Genomic DNA, 24,359 nt, shown 5'->3' on the forward strand with positions numbered 1-24,359 from the left:
ACAAGACTATGGAACTGAAGGACGAAATCATCATCAACGCCCCGAAAGATCGCGTCTATGCGGCACTGAATGATCCCGAGGTGTTGAAACAATGCATCCCGGGTTGTGAAGAACTAATCAAGCATTCTGATACTGAACTGGAGGCCAAGGTCTTGCTTAAAGTAGGGCCCGTCAAGGCGCGGTTCGGAGGCAATGTCACCCTGGACCAGACCGGCGCCCCTGATGCATTCTCGCTGTCTGGTCAGGGCAATGGTGGTACCGCTGGTCATGCAAAGGGTGGCGCAGATGTGACGCTGAGTGCAGACGGCGACACAACGATCCTGCGCTATGAAGCAAAGGCCGAGATTGGCGGAAAACTGGCTCAGCTCGGCAGTCGTTTGATCCAGAGCACAGCCAAGAAGCTCGCAGGAAAATTCTTCAAGTCCTTCGCTGATGTAGTGAATGAAGACGCGATGATCTGAACTTAATGGGTGGAGATGAAGCGGTTCTTTGAGCTTGCTCCACCCGCTAGCGACCAGAAAGGCAACTTGTACCGCCTGCGCAACAACAAACGGGCTGAAAAGTTGTTAGGGATTCCGAAGATCTTGGCCGATTTGTGTACTGCTTCGATCGGCGCTTAATCAAAACCTTTCCTTCGTACATAGGGGTCGCGATTAAGATTCTTTAGATAACAGGCATCTTCGAGATATTACTTAAAGCGATGGTATCGAAAGTGAAACAATCCTATCGCTTTGCCGTCAACTTCTGCGATCCTACGGCTAAAGTAACAGAACGACTAGATAAAAGCAGTTCGAAAGATGCTTTGTAGATCTCTTAGCTCACAGAGGTCTTGTAGAAATTCTGATAGTCAGCCCACAAACGGTGCCAATGCTCCGGCTTATTGCTCTGAGAAGACGGATGGTCAGCTCACTCATTGTAGACTTCGGCGGTTCGGGTGTTTTGCAATATGTGTCTCGGTTTCTGAGGGCTGTAGCACACAGCGAGTCAGGGGTGGGTTCTGTCCCCCCTTGATTTTATTGTATCTTTGGAAGTTCATGGCTGGGGTGGTAGGATTCGAACCTACGATACACGGTACCAAAAACCGCTGCCTTACCACTTGGCTACACCCCAACGGTGAGCGGCTATCTACGACTGTTGCTTTCAGGGTTCAAGGGCTTTTTTGGACAATTTTGATGTGGATATGCAATTTAGTTTGATGGCGGTTGGATCGTCGGGATTGTCGAATATGGGTCAGGCGATTGTTTGAGGCGAAGCTAGATCTCTAAAACGAAAATCCAACTGGCAATCCTAGGTTTTGCGGTCGCGAGATGCCATCCACAATGCGCCACAACGCTCGTTCCTGCGACTGCGTTTCAATAGCACAAGAATCGGATTAAATTGTTGATTAATATCGATAAATATTACCTTTATCAGTTGAATGTCTTTGGCTGCGGACCTAGCTAGATAAAGTCCGCTAACCAGCACAAAAAAAGGAGCGAGCAATGAAACTGAACTCGCAAGTTGCAGAAGCATTGAATAAGCAGATCAACAATGAGCTCCACGCTTCGTACACCTACTTGGCGATGTCGGCTTATTTTGAGGCGCAGGATCTGCCTGGATTCGCCAGTTGGTTTCGGGGGCATTCTGCCGAAGAGGAAACCCATGCAATGCGTATATTCGACTTTATCGCCAAGCGGGGTGGGAGGGTAAATCTCGACGGCATCGAAAAACCGCAAACGGACTATGAATCACCCGTTGATGTACTGGAGCAGGCGCTGGCGCAGGAGCAAACCGTGACGGGCCAGATCAACGCGTTGTTTGAGCTGGCGCATGAGGTCAAAGAATACAGCACACAGAATATGCTGAACTGGTTCCTGGCCGAACAGATAGAGGAAGAAGACCTGTTCACATCGATCCTGGATAAGGCCAAGGCGGCCAGCGGGGACCGATGGAACCTGCTGTTGTTGGATCAGGAACTGGCCAAACGCGGCAGCGCTGCAGGCGCGGAGTAGCTCAGTCGGCGCTGTCGCGCACGCGTGTCATTCCCGAATCTCGGTGGGGTCGACCCCCCAAAGATTGCTTTTCAGGGTCCAGCCGCGATAGCCGCCTGCCGATATGCGGCACCAATCGGGTGAACATTTTTCAAGCCGGGCGACGACGCCGTCTTCAAATTGCGCGTTCACCTGCGATTTGGGATCAGGCATCGCGTAAACCGGCAGCAAGTCGGCTTCGATAAGGACTGTCCGCACACCTGAAAGCAGCGCGTAATGCACCCAACCCCCGGCACCGTCTCGATCCTGAACCTTGCGCCAGTTTCCATATTCGGCCGTGATCTGCAGCGGCATGCCACGGCGTTTGAACACCCAATCGATTCGGTGAGTCAGCGAAGGGCCGCGACGGACATTACCCTCGGCGGCTTTCATCGAGACATATCGTGGAAGCGGTAGATTCGTCACTGGACCGCGTTTTTCCTGCGCGGACACGGCCACTGCGCCGAGCACGAGCAGGAAAACCGATATCAACACCACAAAATGGCGGTTCACTGAAAAACTAGCACTCACTGCCTGTCTGCTCTTATGCCTGTGGATCGTATGCAAAAAAGGTTGAGACGATGCCCAAGGGGTTCTTGTGCCCCGTGTAATCCTGCGCCACGATGCCATGGCGCGCGGCAGTTTGCAAAGCGGTAGGAGGGTCAAGGTGCCAAGAGAACGTCTGAGTGTTGTCGTTACGCGACGGTTGCCCGAAGCGGTGGAAACACGGCTAAGCGAGCTTTTCGATGTAAAACTGCGTGACACCGACGATCCCATGACTCGCGAAGAGCTGGTGGCGGCAGTGAACACAGCAGATGTGCTGGTTCCGACGATAACCGATACAATTGATGGCGGTATCCTGGGGCAGGCTGGTGAGAAATTGCGACTGATCGCCAATTATGGTGCCGGTGTCGACAATATTGATGTGGCGACGGCGAGGCAGCGCGGGATCCTTGTCTCGAACACACCAGGAGTACTGACTGACGATACTGCAGATATGACTATGGCTCTGATCCTGGCGGTTACACGACGTATCCCCGAGGGGTTAGGTGTGATGCAAAAGGGCGATTGGGCCGGTTGGGCCCCGACGGCCTTGCTGGGTGGCCGGGTCGGTGGTCGCCGCTTGGGTGTTCTTGGGATGGGCCGGATAGGGCAGGCCGTTGCGCGACGTGCCAGCGCGTTTGGAATGCAGGTTCACTATCACAACCGCCGCCGGTTGCGCCCCGAGATTGAACAGGAACTGGAGGCGACCTACTGGGATAGTCTTGATCAGATGGTGGCGCGGATGGACGTCATCTCGATCAACTGCCCGTCGACCCCTTCGACCTTTCATTTGATGAATGCGCGGCGTTTGAAATTGATGAAACCCACGGCCGTGATCGTGAATACATCACGCGGTGAAGTCGTCGATGAGAACGCCCTGACACGCATGATCCGCGCCGGTGAGATCGCGGGCGCTGGTCTGGATGTTTATGAACAGGGCACGGATGTGAACCCACGCCTCCGGCAATTGCCGAATGTGGTGCTGCTGCCTCATATGGGCTCAGCTACGCTTGAGGGTCGGATCGAGATGGGTGAGAAAGTCATTATCAACATCAAGACCTTCGAAGACGGTCATCGCCCGCCAGATCAGGTTGTGCCTGCAATGCTTTAGGCTGTGGCCTAAGAAAAGGGGAACGCAATGGTTCAGGCAACCGCTTTGCCGCGAAACGAGGCCGGGATCGACACGGCGCTGGGAATTCTGAAGCAGAGGTTCGCAGGCCGGCTGCAATCTGGTGCTGCGATCTGCGAGCAGCACGGGCACACGACAACGTGGATTGAAAACCAGAGTCCGGACGCAGTCGTCTTCCCGCATTCAACCGAAGAAGTGGCCGATATCGTCAGGACCTGTGCCGAGCACAAGGTGCCAGTCATCCCGTTCGGAACAGGCACCTCGCTCGAAGGTCATGTAAACGCTCCTGCTGGTGGCATATCCGTCGATCTGAGTCAGATGAACAAGATATTGGCGGTCAATGTCGGTGATCTAGATTGCGTTGTCCAACCGGGTGTCACCCGAGCCGAATTGAACACCCATCTGCGGGATCAGGGGTTGTTCTTCCCGATTGATCCGGGCGCGAATGCGTCGCTAGGTGGCATGGCCGCGACACGCGCGTCTGGCACCAATGCTGTGCGTTATGGGACAATGAAAGACAATGTGCTTAGTCTTGAGGCCGTGATGCCGGACGGGCAAGTGATCCGCACGGGGCATCGTGCGCGCAAATCTTCGGCGGGTTTTGATCTGACCCGCTTGCTAATCGGTGCCGAGGGCACGCTGGGAATAATCACCGAAATCACATTGCGATTGCAGGGTATCCCCGAGGCCATCAGTTCAGCTCGCTGTTCGTTTCCATCGGTGGATGCAGCCTGTCAGGCTGTGATGATGACTATTCAGTATGGTATCCCGGTTGCGCGGATCGAATTGCTGGACCAAATGTCGGTCAAAGCTGCAAACGCTTATTCGGGACTGGATTTGCCAGAAACGCCACTGCTGCTGCTGGAATTTCACGGTTCGGAAAGCGGTGCAGCGGAACAGGCAGAGACCTTTGGCCAAATCGCGGAAGAATTTGGTGGCAGCGATATCACCACCACCACGACAACCGAAGAGCGCAACAAGCTGTGGCAGGCCCGGCACGATATGTATTGGGCCAGCCTACAACTGCGCCCAGGCGCGCGGGGCATTTCTACGGATGTATGTGTTCCGATCTCGCGTTTGGCCGAATGTGTGACCGCCGCACAGGATAAGGCCGCTGAATTGGGTTTGCTGGCCCCAATCGTGGGTCATGTTGGTGACGGTAACTTCCATACACTTCTGTTAATCGACATGGATGACGCAAAAGAGGTCGCAAGTGCAGAGGAATTCGTCGGTTGGCTAAATGATCTTGCAATTGCGATGGAGGGCACCTGTACCGGAGAACACGGAATAGGGCAGGGTAAACGCTCCTATCTGGTGAAAGAACTTGGTGCGGCGACAAATTATATGGCGGCGATCAAAGCAGCGCTGGATCCCGATAGCATCATGAATCCTGGCAAGGTACTCTGACCGTGATTGTTGGGCTCGGCCATAACAGCGCCTCAATTTTAGGTGAATGATCTAGGAAAGAGCAGTATTTGATTCCGAGGTTATTCATGGGCGCGTTGCGTTTCATTGGGTTTTTGCTGATTGCCGTCGTGGTTGTCGTAGGTCTGGATTATTATCAGCAGGATAAGAAAGTCGAAGGCAGGTTGTCCTTCAACGGATATGTCGACACGATTAATCAGCGGTTCAACTTGTATCAGGCGGAGCTAGCCGCGGAAGAAATTGAACGCGAAAGACAGAAGCGTTGGCGAGAGGGGGCCAAGCCGTACCTGCCGGATTCGGGCGAAGGCTGGGTGCGTCGTTCGATCGTGGATGCAGATTTTACCCGCGATGCCCGAGAAGGTGTTTTGCAGGACGGAATAAGCGAAGCTGCTCGTCCAATTGCAAAAAGAGTTGCTGTGCAAGAGACCGAACAACTGGCCAGAAAACTCGATAATTCTAGTTGGATATACGAAAGCGGCGAGCATACGGTCTGGCTACAGGCGAAACCCAGGAAAGACGCTAAATCCAATACACTGACTGGCAACATCGTCAGGTCTGTCGAAGGGTTGGGCGCAGGATCGAGTGGCTACACTCCATTCGGCATAATTGGTGGTGCTGCGTATTTCAGGTTTGAAAACAGCCGATACAAACCCGTCACAGTGAAAGATCGAAAGTTTTGGTCAATGATCACGGCGAGCCTGACGGACCTTGAGGTCGAACCTCGGTTTGAAATCTACAAGGCCACAATCGGACTGGGCGAAGAAATTCGTTTACAAGTCTATTCCGATGCACCAGCGCCTATGCTGCGAGCGTTTCTAGATCGATTGGATTATGACGGATTGAACGCACTGCTTCAAAAGCAAGTGCCTGGCGTCGGCAACGATACCCTCTTTGATCCTGAACGAGAAAGTGAACTGGCGACAAACATGGCCGCCTTGCGCGGCGAGTTTGTCAAGCTGCGCAGCGAGCTGGCGCGTTTGAAGCTAGAAAACATTGATGGGTTGTCTCTTGTCGCAAATACTTTGGCCGCGCAATACGGTTTGCCGGCAGACACCTTCGACTTGACCGCGAACAGAATCGAATCTGCGGATGATTTGGTCCAGGTCGGATACCGCAAAGGACTGACAGATTTGCTTGAAGACGAGATGCAGCAGGCAGACAGAGATGACGAGGGTTTCTTTGGAAATTTGTTCGCCAAATTCAAAGATCAGGAAACCTCTGAAGAAGTCGCATCTGTAAACGAAAATGAAGGCTTCCTGTCCGGACTGTTGTCAGCCTTTGGTAGCTCTGATTCCGAAGCAGAAACTGCCGTGCGGGTAAACCGAGGCGGTTCCGGAACGGGCATTGATTGCGCAACCACCGGAACGTTCAAAAGGTGCAAATTGGGGGGCGGATAACACGTCAGATCGACTGTTGGAAAGTGACCTGGTGCAACGCTCAGGTCGCTTTTCTTATATCACTGGTCGGATGAATGTCGCGTCGAGCCCCTCAAATGCGCCATATGGTGTCAACTGAATTCAAGGGGAGACACCCGGCTATGAAAACCCAAGTCAAAGCACTGGTCGTTGGCGGCGGCGCCGTCGGGACCTCGATTGCCTATCACCTTGCCAAAGCGGGCTGGGATGATGTGATGCTGATCGAGCGGGACGAACTGACATCCGGTTCCACCTGGCACGCAGCGGGCCTGTTGCCGTTGTTCAACATGTCGTATGCCACGACCCACATCCACAAGTACTCAGTCGATTTCTACAAGACACTAGAGGAAGAAACCGGCCTGAATGCAGGCTTCGCCGTAGTCGGAAACCTGCGTATGGCACAGACACAAGAGCGTATGGATGAATACATGCTCTATGCATCCACAGCGGAAACTTGTGATGTTGCATATGAGTGGCTGACGCCCGAGCAAATCAAGGAACGTTGGCCTCTGATCGAAACTTCGGACTTGAAAGGCGCGATCTATCACACTGAAGACGGCTACATTAACCCTGCGGACGTGACCCAGGCGATGGCCAAAGGTGCGCGTCAGCGCGGTGTCGACATCGTTCGCAAGATGCAGGCTGATGCCTTCCACTGGAACGGTACTCACTGGGAAGTCACCTGCACTAAGATGGTCGAAAAGGGTGGCAACCTCATTCCGTCAGATGAGCAGGTTGTGATCACCGCAGAACATGTCGTGACCGCGTCAGGCAACCACGCACAGCGGACCGCGAAGATGTTGGGTATCAAGATGCCCGCGATCCCGGTCGAGCATACCTTCATCGTCATGGACAAAGACCCTGAGCTGGTCAAATGGCGTGAAGCGGGCAACCCCGAGCATCCAGTTGTGCGTGATGCAGACAACGAGTCGTATGCGCGCGAAGAACGTGGCGGCTGGATTCTGGGTATCTACGAACATGGCGCTCCTGCGCAGTTCGAACACGGCGTGCCGGACAGCTTCCGCGCCGACCTGTTCCCGCTGGATCTGGATCGGATTGCCGATCAGTACATGGCGATGGCCGAACGCGTGCCTTCATGCGCTGAATCCGGCCTGAAAGACGATTTCAATGGTCCGATCTGCTACACCCCCGATGGCAACCCGCTGGTTGGTCCGGCGCCGGGCCTGCGCAACATGTGGCTGGCCGAGGGCTTCAGTTTCGGCATCACCGCTGCAGGCGGCACCGGCTATTATCTGGCTCAGATGATGGTCGATGGCGAAGCCGAGATCGACATGGCTTCGCTGGACCCCAAGCGGTATTCGTCGAACTGGATGACCACCGAGTTCGCGGCGCGCAAGAACGAAGAGTGCTATGAGCACGTCTACATCTTGCACCACCCGGATGAAGAGCGTGGAGCTTGCCGACCGCTGCGTACCGTTCCGGCTTATGACCGTCAGAAAGCGCGTGGCGCACAGTTCGGCTGGGTCAACGGTTGGGAACGTCCGAACTATTTCGGCCCGCTGGATGCGCCTGATAACTTCGACAAAGAAAGCCGCAGCTTCCGCCGCGGTGGTTGGTGGCAGTATGCGGTCGACGAAGCCAAGGCCATCCGCGAAGGCGTTGGCCTGATCGATGCGTCGGCCTTCACCAAGCATGTCGTCAAAGGCCCCGGTGCGACCCAGTTCCTGGATTGGTTCACCTGCAACAAGCTGCCCAAGGTCGGTCGCATCAACCTGACCTACGCGCTGACCGCGCACGGCACCACCCGCACCGAATACACCATCGTCCGCAATGGCGAGAACAATTACTACATCGTCTCTGCCGGTGCCTGGACCGAGTACGACGCCGACTACCTTCGCAAGGCGGCCGAGGACAAGATGGAGGAGTTCGGCTACATCGAAATCCAGGACGTGACCACCCAGTGGGGCGTCTTCGCGATCGCCGGACCCAAGTCGCGTGACGTTCTGAAAGAGGTCATCAAGGACGCCGATCCGGAAACCGCGCTGTCCAACCAGCGCTTCCCTTGGTTGTCGGCCCGTCAGATCGAACTGGGCATGTGCCCGGTCAACGCGATCCGCGTGGCCTATACGGGTGAGCTGGGCTGGGAACTGCACCACCCGATCGAGATGCAGAACTATCTGTTCGACCTGCTGGAGAAGGCCGGTGAAAAGCACGGCATGAAACTGGTTGGTGCCCGCGCCCAAAACTGGCTGCGCCAGGAGAAATCCTATCGCGCCTTCGGCACCGAACTGGGCCGCGACGCGACCCCGCTGGAAGCTGACCTGCCGCGCTTTGTTGATCTGTCGAAAGACTTTTATGGCAAAGCCAAGCTGGAAGAGACCGGCGTGCGCGTGAAGTGCTGCACTCTGCTGATCGACGGACCGGACGATGCCGACCCCTGGGGCCGCGAGGCGCTGTACACGCCGGAAGGTGAGCGCGTGGGTCGTTTGACCTCGGGCGGGTACTCGGTGGCGTTCGAGAAATCCATCGGCATGGGGTATGTGAAGCCTGAGCTGGCGGTCGAAGGCACCAAGCTGCAGGTCAAAATGCAGGACAAGCTGTGGGATGCGGTCGTGACTTGCGACAGCCCCTACGATCCGAAGAACGAAACAATCCGCAAAGACGGCTGACGCTTCCAAGAAATAAGGCGGTACTCACGTAGCACCGCCTACTAAAAGCCCGCTCTCGGTGGGCTTTTTTCATGCGCTTAATTCATCAAAGCAGTCTAGTGCCTTGGCGGCGTACATCATGGACGGCCCACCGCCCATCTGGATGGCCATTGCCAGAACGTCCGAAACCTCATCGCGGGTGGCTCCCGCCTTGGCCAACGCCTCGGAATGCAGGGTAATGCAAGGCTCACACCGTACTGCGATTGACATGCCTAACGCGATGAACTCTTTGGTTTTGTAGTCCAGCGTCCCGCCTTCCTTGACAGATTTTCCCAGCGCCCCGAAGGCACGCGCCGTATCAGGAATGGCTCCGTTAAGGTTACGCAAGCTTTTGCGCGTTTCGTTCAGTGAATCCTGCCAGCTCATTATCACGTCCCTCTTGATACATATGATAATCTGCATATGAGTGATGAAGAGCAAAGCAGACTTTGATCCTGATCAGATTCCAGTTTTTTGGGCGACAAATGCCAAGTTGTTCGCAGGCATCTTTACGATTTCGACCAGTTCGAGGGCGTTGTCCTTTAACATAGACAATATATATGTGTCGTCTTTGTACCCGATATCAGGGTCTTGTTGGACCAGTGCGTCGTGAAATCGCTGGTCGCCATCGCTTGTCAGGTGTCCGTCACGTTTGAAAGGGCCATAAAGCACCAAACGCCCATCCGTTTTCAGAGCGCACGCTGCTTCGGCAACGAGGGTTTCAGCCTCGGGTAAACTGATCAAGTGCAAGAGATTGACCAGTAAAACCAAATCTTGCTGCGCCATTGTTTTGTGCCAACCCTCCGCAGTTGCATCCAGATGAACGGCTGCGGCGGTGTTTGGTAAACCCTTGGTGTACGCATCGATGCTGGCGCGCCGTTCAGAGGTGACTTCGCTGGGTTGCCAATGCAACCCGGGCATCCGCTGGGCAAAGGCCGAAATGTGTTGTCCGGTTCCACTGGCCAGTTCCAGGGCCTGTCCTGATGACGGGGCGACCCGTGCCAGAAGATCGCACAGCACAACCGTGTTTCGGCTGGCGGCTGGGGCGACGAGTTTGCTGCCGTCGCCCTCGGTGGCGACGCTGGCATTCGGGGGCAGTTTGCGTTTTGTCATCGTTACAGCCTACCGGGTGTCAGCGCTTTCACAATCGCCGCATCAAGGCGCGGCGACGCGCCAGTCACAAGATCCGCCACAAGTTGCGAGGCTGCAGGAGCGGTCTGAAACCCATACCCTCCCTGTGCTGCCGACCAGATAAACGATGGATCGGTTGGATCAGGTCCGAGCACCAGCGTGCCATCGGCAACAAAACTACGTAACCCCGCCCAATTGGTTTCTACCCGAGTTACAGTTTCAGTAACCATCGCTTCGTATCGTGCCAGTCCTTCTGCGAGAACCATGTCATCGGCGTAAGCGTCATGGGGTGTGGTTGGGTCCGCCTCGCAAGGCGAGACCAGTAGCTTGCCCGCATCAGGTTTGGCGTACCAGCTCTCGCCTGCGCCCAGCATCATTGGCCAGTTTCGCAGGTCATGTTCGCCCGGTGCGGGGATGCGCGCAATCGATCGACGGTAAGGTGTGATCCCGATGGGGGAGATTCCTGCCATCTGCGCCACCTCATCGACCCAGGCTCCGGCGGCATTTACCAGATTGCGTGCCTCAAAGGATTCTGAGGTTTCGACGGTCCAATGAACCGATTTGCGGATGCTGCTGACCCTCTGACGGGTCAGGACTGAACCGCCATTCTTGCGGACGGTTCGCGCAAAGTCCTGCAGGACGCGATCTGTATCGATATCATATGCGCTATTACTTATGGCTGCATAACCGACAGTTTCAGCATTCAGGACAGGAATGTGTCCGATGGCATCATCCGGCGAAATCTCTTGCACACCAAGATCTTGGGCGTCTTTTTGAAACAGCGCCTGTTGATCCCTTCCGCCAATCAGCATCAGGCCGCGTGGTGTTAGGTACGCATTTGTTTCAAAAAACGCAGCACTTGCCTCGTTCAATGCCTTGACCGAGTTTGGACCGTAACCCTTTTCGAACAGGGCAGCTGAACGACCCGAAGTATGATATCCCAATCCGTCCTCGGCCTCTAACACCGTAACTGTGCCGTGCTCTGACAGGCGCGCACCTGCGCTTAGCCCGGCGACACCGCCACCGATTATGAGAAAATCAATCATGCGTTTTGTTCCGTTTCCGGCCGCCAAGTGATCGAGGCGGTGGTAAGTTGACTGGCGACATTGGCGGACCATGGCACGCGTACTGCCAAACGAAAAGACACAAGCCCACCGCAATGGAAACTTGATCGTAGGCGGCCAGCCTGCTTTTAGTGCAAACAACATAAGATTCGGAGGCGGACGTGAACGCGGCAGATATTCACCCGATGGCAACGGGGCACATTCCGTCATATGTGACACAGGCAGATGGTAGCGACTTCCTCTTCACCTTCATGTTGTTTTTTACCGTCGGGATGGTCGTGCTGATCGGGGTTGCCTACTTTACGTTGCATTCGATCCCGGAAAAAATGGCGCATGAAACCAATCACCCGCAATTCCAATTGGTTGGAATTCTGGCGCTTTTGGCTTTGTTTACGCATAACGGCCTTTTCTGGGTTGCCGCCATCCTTGTGGCTGGGTTCCAGTTCCCTGATTTCGCGGCACCGCTGCGCTCGATTGCCGATGCCATCCGATCTTTGGCGCCTGGGCAGGACAAAGAACACGCTTCACCCCCTCCTGAGCTGGAAACTGAGCCCGAACAATCCAAACCCTCCGAACCGGCAGCACAGGGGCACTGAACAATGATCGAGACGATGCTGTGCGCCCTGATTACCGTGCTTCCTGACTATCTGTTTCGCCGCTTTGTGCAGGGCAAACGGATCGGACACGAGATCACGCTGTTCACCATGTGGTACGAGTTGCGCTGGGGGCTGACGACTTGCGCTATTTTGGCGCTAACCGTTATCACAACGCTGTTCTATTTTCACCCGTCCAGCAAAACAGCGGCTTCCTACTTCCGGACGGTAACGATCCTGCCGCAGCTAGGGGGGCGCGTTTCCGAAGTCTACGTGCGCAACAATGAGCAGGTGACAGCTGGACAGCCGATTTTCCGGATCGAAGACTTCACGCAAACCGCGCAGGTCGAAGCGGCGCATGCCCAGATTGCTCAGGTTCAAGCCTCGTTGAAGGTGGCGGAAACCGATCTGGCCGAGGCTGAGGCCGGGATTGCAGGCGCGCGCGCAGCTCTGGATCAGTCGCTCGAGGATCTGGAACGCAATACCACCCTACGTGACGAGGGATCCAGCGCGGTGCGCTTGGCCGAGATTGATCGGTTGGAAAATCTGGTTGCCGAGCGTGAAGCGCAGGTCAAAGCAGCCGTCTCAAAGCGCGCAGCGGTTGTACAACAGATCGAAGAGCTGATCCCGGCCCAACTTGCCAGTGCCAATGCGCAGCTGGATGCGGCATTGACCGAGTTGGACAAGACTGTGGTCAACGCTGGAGTGACGGGCAGGGTTGAACAATTCGGGCTTCAGGTCGGCGACTATGTCAGCCCTTTGCTGCGCCCGGCGGGTATTCTGGTGCCATCCTCCTCCGGACATGACCGATTCCAGGCGGCGTTCAGTCAGCTTTCGGCCCAGGTGGTCAAACCGGGTATGATTGGCGAATTGGGCTGCATGACCAAGCCCTTTACCGTTATCCCGGTGGTTGTCGTCGAGGTGCAGGATGTGATCCCATCGGGGCAGATCAGGCCATCTGATGAGTTACGGGACGTGCAGAGCAACACCAATCCGGGTTCGATCCTTGTCTACCTTGAACCGCTCTACAAAAGCATGGCCGATGATGTGCCTCCAGGCAGCAACTGTCTGGCGAATATCTATACGGATAATCATGCAAAGTTGGAGGATGAGAGCCTCGGCTTCTGGGAAAAATCGTTCCTGCATGTGGTAGACACGATTGGCGTCGTTCATGCGGCAGGCCTGCGCCTGCGACTGATCCTGATGCCAGTGAACACTCTGGTGCTGGGCGGACACTAATTTCACGCCCTAGAACCTAACCATTGCGGCGATTCAATCGCTTGAAGTCCTGACCCGACGACAGCTGGGTATCGAAACGCTCGTGGTTAATATTGCCCACGGGCCGATGGTGTTTGGTCGCCAATAAGACTGGCCACCAAGTAGACCTTCGCCGCGCGTGCAGCATTTGCTTTCTTGGAATGCAGCTATGCAGACTTAGCGGCTGTCTAGGGATTTGCTCATGCTTTTGAGAACTCGTTGATGGAGTTCGGTTGGTGCATCTTCAACTGCAGGTCTTTCGACCCATTCCAAATCCAAGTTCAGTGATCCCGCAGGTACGATTTTTCTTGCGATTTCGGGCGGCGTGGTATCGTCAGTCGTTCCATTCTTCCAGTCGTGAAAGGCTGATGAGTATCGAACGACCGCTCCACTGGTCGACAATTCGAGCAATCCGCCCTCGGCAAAGAACGTCAGCCTATCTCCCATTTCCTCACCAATAAGTTTGAGCCTGTTTCCCAATCGATGTTTGAGGATGGCTACAAACACTATCGCAGCGGAAAACGTGAATTTATCGACAAGCATAACAACCTGCTTGTTTGCACTTTCTGAGATCGCGTCGATCAAGGGCATCGTTAGAAGAAAGTCGCCACCAGTGTTTCCGCGAACATCAATTAGTAGTGTTTTGTTCGAGGATGCGCGCACACATTCCACCGCGGCTGAGATGGCTTTAGGCAGCGCACTTTCCCTCGGATCAAAGAAGCTTGGTAACGCTATTGATAGCCCTAGCTCTTGCCAGTCCTTTATCTCTACAAATATCTCGGGTTCCCAGGCTGGATCAGCCTTGCCGTGCTCGTTTCTCGGGTAGAGCATCGATCCAGGAACTGTATGTTCATTGGCCACTTTCAGATTGGCTATCCGCCCACTTTCGTCCTGCACACGGTACTCGGTCATGCCGCCGTTTGACGAAAAACCCAAACGTGCCAAAGCGTACGGCCAAGCGAGTAGAATCGGGCCGATGACCCGTTTCCTTTGGCACGTTCCCGCCAGAAATTTCTCTGCAGTGGCTTCAATCTGGCTCAAAGCTGAGCCGTTGACCGCTATCAACTCTCCTCGCGGTGCGGCTATCTCTGGCGCCGCGTCGATGAATTGAACGGAACGTCCAACGCTCACGAATCTCAGCGGTAGCACCGAGATCGCATCATTCGGGATCAGCCGTGTGTGCCCATTGCCGGGAAGTGCAAATAAACGCATCGCTGACAACAGGAAGGCTTCGACAGAGCCCTCTGAAGCATATTGCCGGGTTTCAGCAATACAGTCGTCAATCACGGCCTTTTCGATCTGTCGAAAACTGGGATCGGTCGGCAGGGCAGTTTCTAAAATTTGGTTCAGGTCTTCCGTGAGCGACATGTTTCACGATGCGCATAGCCACTCGTCAATGTCCAGATTGGGCTCAGGGCGACTAAAAAGGCCCGCAAAAACATGCGGGCCTTGTTGTTAGTTTCCGGATCAGATTCTACTGCGGAATTTCGCCTTCCAGCCCCTCAACGTAGAAATTCATGCCCGCCAGCGTACCGTCATCGGCGCTCTCGCCTTCGGCCAGCCAGTCACTGCCGTCCTGCTTTTTCAGCGGGCCAGTGAAGGGGTGGTATTCGCCGGCTGCCATCGCGGCTTTCAGCGCCAGTGCTTCTTCTTTAACGTCGGCGGGAACGGCGTCCGAAATCTCACCAATTGCTACCATGCCTTCCCGGATGCCATCCCATGTGTTGGCACTTTCCCATGTTCCGTCCATCACGGCCTGGGTCCGCGCGATGTAGTAGGGAGCCCAATCGTCGATGATTGAAGACACACGCGGGAAGGGTGCGTATTCGCTCATGTCGGAGGCTTGGCCAAAGGTGACAACGTTTCCTGCCTCTTGCGCGGCTGCCTGCGGTGCAGTCGAGTCAGTGTGCTGCAGGATCACGTCCGCGCCCTGTTCGATCAGAACTGTGGCGGCGTCAGCTTCTTTCGCAGGATCGAACCAAGTGTAGGCCCAGACGATCTTGAACTCGACATCCGGATTCACCTTCTTGGCGTGGATATAGGCTGAGTTGATACCACGGATCACTTCAGGGATCGGGTAGGACCCGATGTAGCCGATGATATTCGATTCCGTCATTTTACCGGCGATGTGGCCTTGGACTGCGCGACCTTCATAAAAACGGGCCGAGTAGACCGAGACGTTGTCGGCGGTCTTGTAGCCGGTTGCGTGCTCGAATTTCACATCCGGGAATTTCTTCGCGACATTGATGGTCGGATCCATGTAGCCGAACGAGGTGGTGAAGATCAGGTCCGCGCCTTCCAGCGCCATCTGGGTCATCACGCGTTCTGCATCTGGGCCCTCAGGCACCGACTCGACGAACACGGTTTCGACCTTGTCGCCAAAGTGCTCTTCCACGGCGAGACGGCCCTTGTTGTGCTCATAGGTCCAGCCGCCATCGCCCACTGGGCCGACATAGACGAAGCCGACTTTGGTCTTGTCTTGGGCCACGGCCCCCGAGGCCAGACCCAGCGCCATTGCGGCGCTTGCCAAAAGTGTAGTGAATTTCATGTGTTACTCCCCAAGTTGGTTCAGTTGGCCTCGCCTAGTGCGAGGCATGGAAGGTCCGGCCCAATGCGGCAGGTGCGCTGCTCTTGTCGGCCGAAAGGATCACAAGCACAAGGATCGTGATGATGTAGGGCGACATTGCCAGATACTCGACAGGAATGGCAACGCCCGCTGCCTGCAAATTAAGCTGCAACACAGTGATGCCGCCGAACAAATAGGCGCCCAGCAAGACACGCCATGGTTTCCAGCTGGCAAAAACCACCAGCGCCAAGGCAATCCAGCCGACACCGGCAGTCATGCCCTCGGTCCACTGCGGCACGCGGATCAGGCTGATGTAGGCGCCGCCCAAGCCAGCGCAAGCACCACCAAACAGGATCGCCATGATGCGAATCTTGATGACCTTGTAGCCCAGCGCATGCGCCGCATCGTGGTTTTCGCCAACGGCGCGCAATATCAGGCCGATGCGTGTGTATTTCAGCGTGGCCCAGACGGCGGCCGTCAGGGCAATTCCGACGTAGAGGATCGGGTCGTGCTGAAACAGGATTGGTCCAATAACAGGGATATCGCTGATTAACGGGATATGGATTTCACCCATGCTGGGCGGCTTTATTCCTACGTAGCTCTGCCCCATCAGCGCGCTGAACCCGAGGCCGAACAATGTTAGGGCCAGGCCACTGGCAACTTGATTGGCCAGCGCCACCTGCGTCAGCAGCACAAACAACAGCGATAGCACCGCGCCACCGATTGCTGCCGCAATAAAGCCCAGCCAGGGCGAACCGGTCTCGACTGAGATTGCGAAGCCGCTGATTGCGCCCACGATCATCATGCCCTCGACACCGAGGTTCAGGACGCCTGCTTTTTCGACCACCAATTCTCCGATTGCGGCCAACAAAAGTGGGGTTGCGGCCACCATTAGCGAGGCGACCAGAAGGACGGGGTTAATTTCACCAAGGTCCATATCACGCTACCTCGCTACGGGCCGCACGGATGCGGTAGTTTGTCAGAAGATCGAATGCCAGCAGGAAGAACAGAAGCATCCCCTGGAATACCTGAATGGCTGCGGCGGGCAGACCCAGCTGAGATTGGGCGATTTCACCGCCAATATAAGTCAACGCCATCAGGCCTCCGGCCAGCAGGATGCCCACCGGATGCAAACGGCCAAGGAAAGCCACGATGATCGCGGTAAAGCCGTAACCGACGTTGAAATCGATGCTGACCACGCCAGCAGGGCCCGAGACTTCGAACATCCCCGCAAGACCGGCCAGCGCGCCGGCCAGACCCAGACAGAACAGGATCAGGCGGGCAGGGTTTACACCTGCGAACTTCGCCGCACGCGGGGCCTCACCTGTCAGGCGGATGTGGAAGCCCAGCATGTGCCGGTTCAGCAAGACATATGCAAAGATAACAGCGATCAGGGCAGTGACTACGCCCCAGTGCATGCCTGAACCCGCAATCAGCTCGGCATTATACGCGCTGTCGTAGGATTGCAGATTGCGCGAACCCGGAAAGCCGAACCCTTCGGGATTCTTCAGCAGGCCTAGCGAGACCGAGGCCAGCATCTGTTCGGCCACATAGACCAACATCAGCGACACAAGGATTTCATTGGTACCGAAGCGCACTTTCAGGAAGGCTGGGATCATTGCCCATAGCCAGCCGCCAAACGCGCCTGCAATCACCATGATCGGAAAGATGTAGAATGCATCCAGCGGATAGAATGCCAGACCAGCACCCGCACCGAAAATGGCCCCCATAATGTACTGACCCTCGGCCCCGATATTCCAGATACCGGCGCGGAAGCCTAAAGACAGGCCGATAGCGATCAAAACCAGGGGCGCGCCCTTAACCAGCAATTGCGGCCGATAATAGAAGGCGAACTCGCCAAACAGGGGTTCCCAGAAAATGGTTCCAATAGCCTCGACCGGGTTTTTGCCCAGAATGGCGAACAGGATGCCACCAAAAACCATCGTCGCCAGGACCGCGACCAGAGGGGTGGCATAAGACCACGCCTTGGACGGCTGAGGCCGTTTCTCCAACACAATCATTTGCTCATACCCCCGCGTTTCTCTTTTCTTTTAAGTGTTTAGACATGGGCCACCTCCATGCCATGCGCGCCGCCCATCATCAGGCCGATCTCATCGACCGTCAGACCCGTAGTTTCACGCGGGGCGCTTAGTCGTCCTTCGTTCAAGGCGGCGAAACTGTCTGAGATTTCCATCAGTTCATCGAGGTCTTGCGAGATACAGATGACCGCAGTTCCCTTGGCCGCCAGATCCAGAATGGCCTGCCGGATCGAGGCCGCCGCCGCTGCATCCACGCCCCAAGTCGGCTGGTTCACGACCAGAACATCCGGGTTTTGCAGCACTTCGCGACCAATCACGAACTTCTGCAGGTTCCCGCCCGACAGGGACCGGGCGGCATTCTCAGGACCCGGCGTACGCACGTCAAAGGCGCTAATGATCTTTTCGGCAAAGCTCTTGGTCTCAGACCACTTCAGAAAGCCGTTATTCTCCAGCCCCTCGCGGACCGACCCAGTCAGCAGAGCGTTTTCAGTGAGGCTCATATCAGGGGCAGCCGCGTGGCCCAGCCGTTCTTCGGGTGCGGTCAACACGCCCAGCTTACGCCGCGCGGTCGGGCCGAGTTTGCCGATGGGTTGACCGTTGAATTTGATCGCATCTGCGGTGGTCGGAATTTCGCCAGAAAGCACACCCAGCAATTCATCCTGACCGTTCCCCGCGACACCCCCGATCCCCAGAACCTCGCCCTTGCGGACGGTCATGTGGACGTTGCGAAGCGCGGTTCCGAATTCCGACGGCGACGGCACTGACAATCCGCTGACATCCAGCGCAACGTCACCGAATTCCCGGCCGGAACGTTCAGGTGTCTGCAGGGTTGACCCCACCATCATCTCAGCCATATCGCGCGCTGAGGTTTCGGCTGGTACACATTCGCCCACATTCTTACCCAGCCGCAGAATCGTGGCGTGGTCGCATAGCGTTCGAATCTCTTCCAGCTTGTGCGAGATATACAGGATCGATGTCCCTTCCGAGCGCAATTTGTTCAGCGTTTCGAAAAGGATTTCAACCTCTTGCGGCGTCAGAACCGAGGTCGGCTCGTCCATGATCAGCAACTTCGGGTCCTGCAACAAGCAGCGGATGATTTCGACCCGCTGACGCTCACCTGCAGACAGATCGCCAACCGTGCGGAAGGGGTCCAAGGGCAGGCCGTAGGTTTCGGATACTTCGCGGATACGCGAGGCCAGATCACCCATTGGGGGCGGGTTCTCCATCCCCAGAGCGATATTCTCGGCGACGTTCAACGCATCGAATAGCGAAAAATGCTGGAACACCATCGCGATCCCGTCCGCACGGGCGGCGCGCGGTTCAGGCGGTGCATAGGGCTGCCCACGCAGCAGCATCGTGCCGCTGTCGGGTTTCACCAGCCCATAGATCATTTTGACAAGCGTGGATTTGCCCGCGCCGTTCTCGCCCAGCAGTGCGTGAACTTCGCCTTCACCGATGTCAAAGGACACCTGATCATTGGCCACGACGCCGGGATAGGCTTTGGTCAGCCCTTGCAAGCTCAGAAGTGGAGTGGTCACGCGCTCAGGTCCTTCTTCAATTCGTTCTGTCGGGCGGGGCGTAACAGTTGCGCTGCCACGCCAACGGCGATCATCTGCGGGTGTTTGCCCAAGCCCGGATCGCCGATCGGACAGGTGATCCGGCTGATCCGCTCGGGCGGATGTCCAAGGGCCGCAAGCCGCGACCGGAATCGCGCCCATTTCGTAGCCGAGCCGATAAGCCCCGCAAAGAGGAAATTGTGCGAAAGCAGCCGGTTGCACAGTTCCAGATCCAGATTGTGCGAATAGGTAAGCACCAGATGCTCGGCGTCGGTTGGCGCGTGGCGAACCAGCTCGGCGGGTTTTGCGGTCGGAACCGGGGTTACACCGGTTGGAACCACATCGGGAAACCGCTCGGGTCCGGTATCGACCCAGGTGATTGCCAGATCGGGTAGGGGGGACAAAACGTCCACCAGCGCCCGGCCGACATGGCCTGCGCCCCAGATCCACAGATTACGCGTCGGTTTGTGAACGGGTTCGACCATCCAACCTTCGATCAGTCGGGGCTCGGGCACGACACCCTGTCCTCGCGCTGCCGCCAGCAGACGTTTGACCGATAGCGGCATCTCTCCGCCCGACGCCGAACGCGCGATGACGGTATCGTCCAGTGCATTCAGCGTTTCATGATCAAATACTTCACTCAGCAATGAAACTGCACCGCCGCAGCATTGCCCCATGTCGGGGCCAAGAGCGTGATGCGTTAGTCGGGTGGCGGTGGTTTGGGATCGCGCAGCTTCAGTTGCCTGATACTCCAACGTGCCTCCACCGATGGTGCCACTTTGCCCGTCCTTCCAGACTAGCATCGCGGCCCCCACTTCACGTGGAGACGACCCTTTGATGCCGGCGATGACCACCCGGACGACTGTTCCGTGGGTTTTGACCGCCTCCCTCAAAGCCTCTAAGTCAAATCCCATCAGATGCCTCCCTTCATCTTTTGGACGCCGCGCCAAACCTCTTCAGCCGTGGCTGGTGCATCAAGAGCGGGGTAGGCCTCTCCACAGGCCGCGACCGCATTCGACAGGGCCAGCCATGCTGAAATACCCAGCATGAACGGCGGTTCGCCCACCGCTTTCGAACGATAGATCGTGTCCTCACGGTTTTCGGCATTCCAGAGTGCGACGTTGAATACGTCGGGTCGATCTGAGCAGGCGGGGATCTTATAGGTCGAGGGTGCGTGTGTGCGCAGGTTGCCCGTGCCGTCCCAGACCAGTTCCTCGGTCGTTAGCCAGCCCGCGCCTTGCACATAACCTCCTTCGACCTGCCCGATATCCAACGCCGGGTTCAACGAAGCACCGGCATCATGCAGGATATCGGTGCGCAGAATGCGGTTCTCACCAGTCAGAGTGTCGACGGCCACTTCGGTGACCGACGCTCCGTAGGCGAAGTAGAAGAACGGACGGCCTCGTCCGGCGATCCGGTCCCATTCGATCTTGGGTGTCTTGTAGAAACCGGTCGCCGACAGGCTGATCCGACCCTGATAGACCAGCGCCGCAGCTTCAGCGAAGGTGTAGCGTTCTGCGCCAACCGAAATATGGCCATCAGAGAAGGTTACAGTCGACGGATCGGCCTGATGCCGCTCGGCCAGATAGTCCGCCATTCGATCGCGGATCGTATCGCAGGCCGCCTTCACGGCCATACCATTCAGGTCACTGCCCGAGGATGCTGCCGTGGCCGAAGTGTTCGGTACCTTGGCCGTGTCTGTGGCGGTGATTTTGACCATCTCCAGCGGGATGCCAAAGCGCGAAGCCGCCACCTGTGCCACCTTCTGGAACAGACCCTGACCCATCTCGGTGCCGCCGTGGTTCAGATGGACCGAGCCATCCTGATACACATGCACCAAAGCGCCTGCCTGATTCAGGTGGGTCAGCGTGAAGGAAATCCCGAACTTGACCGGAGAAAAGGCAATGCCCTTCTTGATCACGCTGTTCTCGGCGTTCCATTTCGCAATAGCGGCCTTGCGCGTTTCGTAATCGCTGGATTTCAGTAGCGCCTGAGTCATCCCGTGTAATTCGAAATCGCTGACCTCCATTCCGTAGGGCGTGGTATTGCCGCCAGCGGGCAGAGGGCGCACGGGGGCGTCCCCGGTTTCGACCGCGCCGCGGCTTGTTAGGTCCTCATGCGGGTCGGGATGACCCAAAGGCTTCTCGGACGGCGTGATCTCGGCAATCGCATGGGCCGGTTCGTAATAGTTTCGGCGGCGCAGTTCCACCGGGTCCAGACCCAGCTCATACGCGGCGTGGTCCATCACGCGTTCGATGCCAACCATGCCCTGCGGGCCGCCGAAGCCGCGATAAGCGGTGGCGGATTGGGTGTTGGTCTTCAGCCGGTGGCTTTCGATCCGTGCATTTGGCAACAGATAGGCATTGTCCGAATGCAGCATCGCGCGGTCGGCGACGGGCAGGGACAGATCCTGCGCCCAACCGCAGATGGCGTGGTGTAAGAACGAAACGCCCTGAATGTGGCCATTCTCATCGAACCCAGCCTTGTAGGAAATCCGGAAGGCGTGGCGTTTGCCGGTGATGATCATGTCATCGTCGCGGTCATAGCGCATCTTGCAGGCCTTGCCGGTTGCACGTGCGGCTATAGCACAAGCCACAGCCAAAGCGTTGCCCTGGCTTTCCTTGCCGCCAAAACCTCCGCCCATACGGCGGGTTTCAACGCGGACCGCGTGCATCGGAACGCCCAAAGCGTCCGCCACCTTGTGCTGGATCTCGGTCGGGTGCTGGGTCGAGCTGTGCACTAGCATATCCGCGCCTTCATTCGGCACGGCCAGCGCCGCCTGACCTTCGAGATAGAAATGTTCCTGCCCGCCAAGTTCGAAAGACCCTTCGATCACGTGTGTCGCGCCAGAGATAGCCGCATCTGCATCACCCTTGGCGTAAACGCGCGGGCCGTCCTCGAACCGGCTGTCGGCGGCCAGAGCCTCTTCGACCGTCAGGATTGGCGTTTCCTCGGCATAGTCGATCTTGCCCAGACGTGCGGCCTTGCGGGCGGCCAGATGGCTGGTGGCGATGACCAGAAACACCGGCTGGCCGATATAGTGGACTGTTCCGTCCGACAGCAGTGGTTCATCATGGATCGAAGGCGATACGTCGTTGGCGAAGGGCAGATCATCCGCAGCCATAACCATCACGACGCCCTCGGCAGCCTTCACCGCAGACAGGTCCATTGCGGTGATCTTGCCTTTGGCAATCGGGCTGAGGCCAAAAGCCAGATGCAAACTGTCCCTGGGTGTCGGGATATCGTCCACATACCGCGCGGTTCCTGAAACGTGCAGCGGTGCTGCGTCGTGGGGGAGGGGTTTGGTCACGCTCATGCCGATACCTCCAGCACATTGGTCACTTCGCCCTGATCTTCCAAGAAGTATCTTTCGAGCATCGCTTTGGCGGTTTCCAGTCGATAGGTGGCCGAGGCGCGCATGTCCGTGAGTGGTGAATAATCGTCGGCAAAGGCAGGCAGCGCGGCGTCAATCGTCTCGCGCGCCCAAGGTTTACCGACCAATGCGGCCTCGACATGGGTTGCCCGTTTCGGGATGCCGGCCATGCCGCCGAACGCGATGCGCGCCTGCGTGACGATGCCGCCCGCGACGGTGATGTTGAAACACCCGCAGACGGCCGAGATGTCCTGATCGAACCGCTTGCTGAGTTTATAGGCCTTCAGGCGATCCAGCTGACGGGGGAAACTGACAGCTTCGACGAATTCACCGGGAACGCGGTCCTGTTTGCCATAGTCGATAAAGAACTCTTCCAGCGGAACGGACCGGCGGGTGTCGCCTTTGCGCAGATGAAGGGTTGCGTCCAGAGCAATCAGCGCAGGCGGGTTGTCACCAATGGGCGAGCCATTGGCGATGTTGCCGCCCACCGTTGCAGCATGGCGCACCTGAACACTGGCATAGCGACGGATCATTTCGGCGTAAGAGGGGTGAAGATCGGCCAGAGCCTCACCCATCCGATTCATGTCGACCATTGCGCCAAAGCGAATTTCATCGTCGGTGATGGTGATTTGTTTGAGATCATCGCAACGGTTGAGGAAGATTACTGGATCCAGGTCGCGCAGTTGCTTTGTCACCCACAGGCCGACATCTGTTGCTCCGGCAACCAGCGTGGCATCCGGGTTTTCAACATATACAGCTGCCAGTTCATCGGAAGATTCAGGCAGCATGCGCGACGCAGCAGAAGATGCGAGTGGCTTGTCTTTGACCCAGACTGGCACGGGACGGTCCTCGACCGCTTTCGCGGCGCGAATAATCGGTGCATAGCCAGTGCAGCGGCACAGGTTTCCGGCAAGCTGGGTGTCATGATCCGTGGCGCCCGTCGCATGACTGGCGACCATCGACATGACAAAACCCGGAGTGCAAAAACCGCATTGCGAACCGTGCAGGTCAACCATTGCCTGTTGAACGGGATGTGCTTCGCCATCCGGGCCGCTTGCCCCTTCGACTGTACGAACCGCTTTGCCATGCAGCTGGGGCAAGAACAGGATGCAGGAGTTCAGAGCTTTTGCACCGTCTTCGTCCGTCACCATGACCGTGCACGCGCCGCAATCGCCTTCGTTGCAGCCTTCTTTGGTGCCTGTCAGACCGCGATCTTCACGCAGCCAGTCCAGTAGGGTGGCCGTCGGATCGACATCCGGCAGCTCCACTGTCTCTCCGTTCAGAAGAAACGTGATGTTCATTCGAGAAACCCGTCGCGTTACCCGGTTGCGCCCGTTCGGCCCTCCTTCGATGCGACGTAGAAAGAGTGGCGGGCGGTAGCTTGCCGTCAGATGTTAGAAACAGCGCACCTTATCTGGCAAGAAAAACTGCCTATATGATACACCATTGCACCCGAGCGGCCCATGATTGTCGTGTATGTGTGAAACTTAATAAATTGAAAATAAACACTTTTTGGGAAGGTGTGCGTTCCTGCGCCCGAAGCACCTTCTGAAAAAGCCGAATAATCACCGATGATTTTTTCGGCAATCGATGGTGCCGGTTCCCGCTTTT

Annotated in this window: 20 protein-coding genes and 1 tRNA gene; 8 read left to right on the forward strand and 13 right to left on the reverse strand. The window is 56.7% G+C overall.

Going from position 1 to position 24,359, the window contains the following annotated elements:
- Positions 1 to 8: 8 nt before the first annotated feature.
- Positions 9 to 461 carry an SRPBCC family protein gene (locus AC2TEM_RS10530; protein ID WP_170420491.1) on the forward strand — a complete coding sequence of 151 codons (453 nt, stop codon included), beginning with the start codon at positions 9 to 11 and terminating at the stop codon, positions 459 to 461.
- Between the two features lie 574 nt (positions 462 to 1,035).
- On the opposite strand, the gene AC2TEM_RS10535 is transcribed toward AC2TEM_RS10530, so the two are convergent.
- Positions 1,036 to 1,110: transfer RNA gene (locus AC2TEM_RS10535), tRNA-Gln, on the reverse strand.
- 371 nt (positions 1,111 to 1,481) lie between these two features.
- Between AC2TEM_RS10535 and AC2TEM_RS10540 the strand changes: the two genes are divergently transcribed.
- Positions 1,482 to 1,991 (forward strand): ferritin, encoded by a 510-nt coding sequence (locus AC2TEM_RS10540; RefSeq protein WP_170420493.1) that lies wholly within the window; start codon positions 1,482 to 1,484, stop codon positions 1,989 to 1,991.
- A gap of 27 nt (positions 1,992 to 2,018) precedes the next feature.
- Here the strand turns inward: AC2TEM_RS10540 and AC2TEM_RS10545 are convergent, their stop codons facing one another.
- Positions 2,019 to 2,507, reverse strand: a complete 489-nt coding sequence (locus AC2TEM_RS10545) for an SH3 domain-containing protein (protein ID WP_480615131.1) — start codon at positions 2,505 to 2,507, stop codon at positions 2,019 to 2,021.
- A gap of 169 nt (positions 2,508 to 2,676) precedes the next feature.
- Here AC2TEM_RS10545 and AC2TEM_RS10550 point away from each other — a divergent pair, with 169 nt between their 5' ends.
- From AC2TEM_RS10550 to AC2TEM_RS10565, 4 genes are all read left to right on the forward strand, one after another.
- Complete coding sequence (locus tag AC2TEM_RS10550; protein WP_170392503.1) at positions 2,677 to 3,663, forward strand: 2-hydroxyacid dehydrogenase; 987 nt, start codon at positions 2,677 to 2,679, stop codon at positions 3,661 to 3,663.
- 27 nt (positions 3,664 to 3,690) lie between these two features.
- Positions 3,691 to 5,088: an FAD-linked oxidase C-terminal domain-containing protein gene (locus tag AC2TEM_RS10555; RefSeq protein ID WP_170420495.1), complete on the forward strand. Its 1,398-nt coding sequence runs from the start codon at positions 3,691 to 3,693 to the stop codon at positions 5,086 to 5,088.
- Positions 5,089 to 5,174: 86 nt separating this feature from the next.
- On the forward strand, positions 5,175 to 6,503 hold the full coding sequence (locus AC2TEM_RS10560) for a hypothetical protein (RefSeq protein ID WP_480856181.1): 1,329 nt from the start codon (positions 5,175 to 5,177) through the stop codon (positions 6,501 to 6,503).
- Between the two features lie 140 nt (positions 6,504 to 6,643).
- Positions 6,644 to 9,151 carry a GcvT family protein gene (locus AC2TEM_RS10565; RefSeq protein ID WP_480856182.1) on the forward strand — a complete coding sequence of 836 codons (2,508 nt, stop codon included), beginning with the start codon at positions 6,644 to 6,646 and terminating at the stop codon, positions 9,149 to 9,151.
- Between the two features lie 69 nt (positions 9,152 to 9,220).
- On the opposite strand, the gene AC2TEM_RS10570 is transcribed toward AC2TEM_RS10565, so the two are convergent.
- The 3 genes from AC2TEM_RS10570 to AC2TEM_RS10580 all read right to left on the reverse strand — a co-directional run bounded on the left by AC2TEM_RS10570 (position 9,221) and on the right by AC2TEM_RS10580 (position 11,346).
- The gene (locus tag AC2TEM_RS10570; RefSeq protein ID WP_170401940.1) at positions 9,221 to 9,556 is read right to left on the reverse strand and encodes a carboxymuconolactone decarboxylase family protein; all 336 of its coding nucleotides are present in this window, start codon (positions 9,554 to 9,556) and stop codon (positions 9,221 to 9,223) included.
- 72 nt (positions 9,557 to 9,628) lie between these two features.
- On the reverse strand, positions 9,629 to 10,282 hold the full coding sequence (locus AC2TEM_RS10575; protein WP_170420501.1) for a DUF938 domain-containing protein: 654 nt from the start codon (positions 10,280 to 10,282) through the stop codon (positions 9,629 to 9,631).
- A gap of 2 nt (positions 10,283 to 10,284) precedes the next feature.
- Positions 10,285 to 11,346: an NAD(P)/FAD-dependent oxidoreductase gene (locus AC2TEM_RS10580; RefSeq protein ID WP_170401934.1), complete on the reverse strand. Its 1,062-nt coding sequence runs from the start codon at positions 11,344 to 11,346 to the stop codon at positions 10,285 to 10,287.
- Positions 11,347 to 11,549: 203 nt separating this feature from the next.
- On the opposite strand from AC2TEM_RS10580, the gene AC2TEM_RS10585 reads away from it, so the two are divergent.
- Together AC2TEM_RS10585 and AC2TEM_RS10590 are read left to right on the forward strand one after the other, a co-directional pair.
- On the forward strand, positions 11,550 to 11,960 hold the full coding sequence (locus AC2TEM_RS10585) for a hypothetical protein (RefSeq protein ID WP_170422388.1): 411 nt from the start codon (positions 11,550 to 11,552) through the stop codon (positions 11,958 to 11,960).
- 3 nt (positions 11,961 to 11,963) lie between these two features.
- On the forward strand, positions 11,964 to 13,196 hold the full coding sequence (locus AC2TEM_RS10590) for an HlyD family secretion protein (RefSeq protein WP_170392496.1): 1,233 nt from the start codon (positions 11,964 to 11,966) through the stop codon (positions 13,194 to 13,196).
- A gap of 195 nt (positions 13,197 to 13,391) precedes the next feature.
- Here the strand turns inward: AC2TEM_RS10590 and AC2TEM_RS10595 are convergent, their stop codons facing one another.
- The 8 genes from AC2TEM_RS10595 to xdhA all read right to left on the reverse strand — a co-directional run bounded on the left by AC2TEM_RS10595 (position 13,392) and on the right by xdhA (position 24,049).
- A complete protein-coding gene (locus AC2TEM_RS10595) occupies positions 13,392 to 14,582 on the reverse strand; it encodes a S41 family peptidase (RefSeq protein WP_170420503.1) in 1,191 nt (396 codons plus the stop codon).
- A 106-nt stretch (positions 14,583 to 14,688) separates the two neighbouring features.
- A complete protein-coding gene (locus tag AC2TEM_RS10600; protein WP_170420505.1) occupies positions 14,689 to 15,762 on the reverse strand; it encodes a BMP family ABC transporter substrate-binding protein in 1,074 nt (357 codons plus the stop codon).
- A gap of 34 nt (positions 15,763 to 15,796) precedes the next feature.
- Positions 15,797 to 16,717 (reverse strand): ABC transporter permease, encoded by a 921-nt coding sequence (locus AC2TEM_RS10605; RefSeq protein WP_170420507.1) that lies wholly within the window; start codon positions 16,715 to 16,717, stop codon positions 15,797 to 15,799.
- A gap of 1 nt (position 16,718) precedes the next feature.
- Positions 16,719 to 17,801 carry an ABC transporter permease gene (locus tag AC2TEM_RS10610; RefSeq protein ID WP_170392492.1) on the reverse strand — a complete coding sequence of 361 codons (1,083 nt, stop codon included), beginning with the start codon at positions 17,799 to 17,801 and terminating at the stop codon, positions 16,719 to 16,721.
- Positions 17,802 to 17,839: 38 nt separating this feature from the next.
- The gene (locus AC2TEM_RS10615) at positions 17,840 to 19,357 is read right to left on the reverse strand and encodes an ABC transporter ATP-binding protein (RefSeq protein WP_170420509.1); all 1,518 of its coding nucleotides are present in this window, start codon (positions 19,355 to 19,357) and stop codon (positions 17,840 to 17,842) included.
- Entirely contained in the window at positions 19,354 to 20,289 is a 936-nt protein-coding gene (gene xdhC / locus AC2TEM_RS10620; RefSeq protein ID WP_170420511.1) for a xanthine dehydrogenase accessory protein XdhC, read from the reverse strand. The genes AC2TEM_RS10615 and xdhC overlap by 4 nt, the downstream gene beginning before the upstream one ends.
- Positions 20,289 to 22,691, reverse strand: a complete 2,403-nt coding sequence (xdhB, locus tag AC2TEM_RS10625; protein ID WP_170420513.1) for a xanthine dehydrogenase molybdopterin binding subunit — start codon at positions 22,689 to 22,691, stop codon at positions 20,289 to 20,291. Before xdhB ends, xdhC begins: the two co-directional genes overlap by 1 nt.
- Complete coding sequence (gene xdhA, locus AC2TEM_RS10630) at positions 22,688 to 24,049, reverse strand: xanthine dehydrogenase small subunit (RefSeq protein ID WP_480856183.1); 1,362 nt, start codon at positions 24,047 to 24,049, stop codon at positions 22,688 to 22,690. Before xdhA ends, xdhB begins: the two co-directional genes overlap by 4 nt.
- Between the last annotated feature and the right edge of the window lie 310 nt (positions 24,050 to 24,359).

The sequence above is a fragment of the Ruegeria sp. HKCCD3925 genome, from assembly GCF_057221175.1.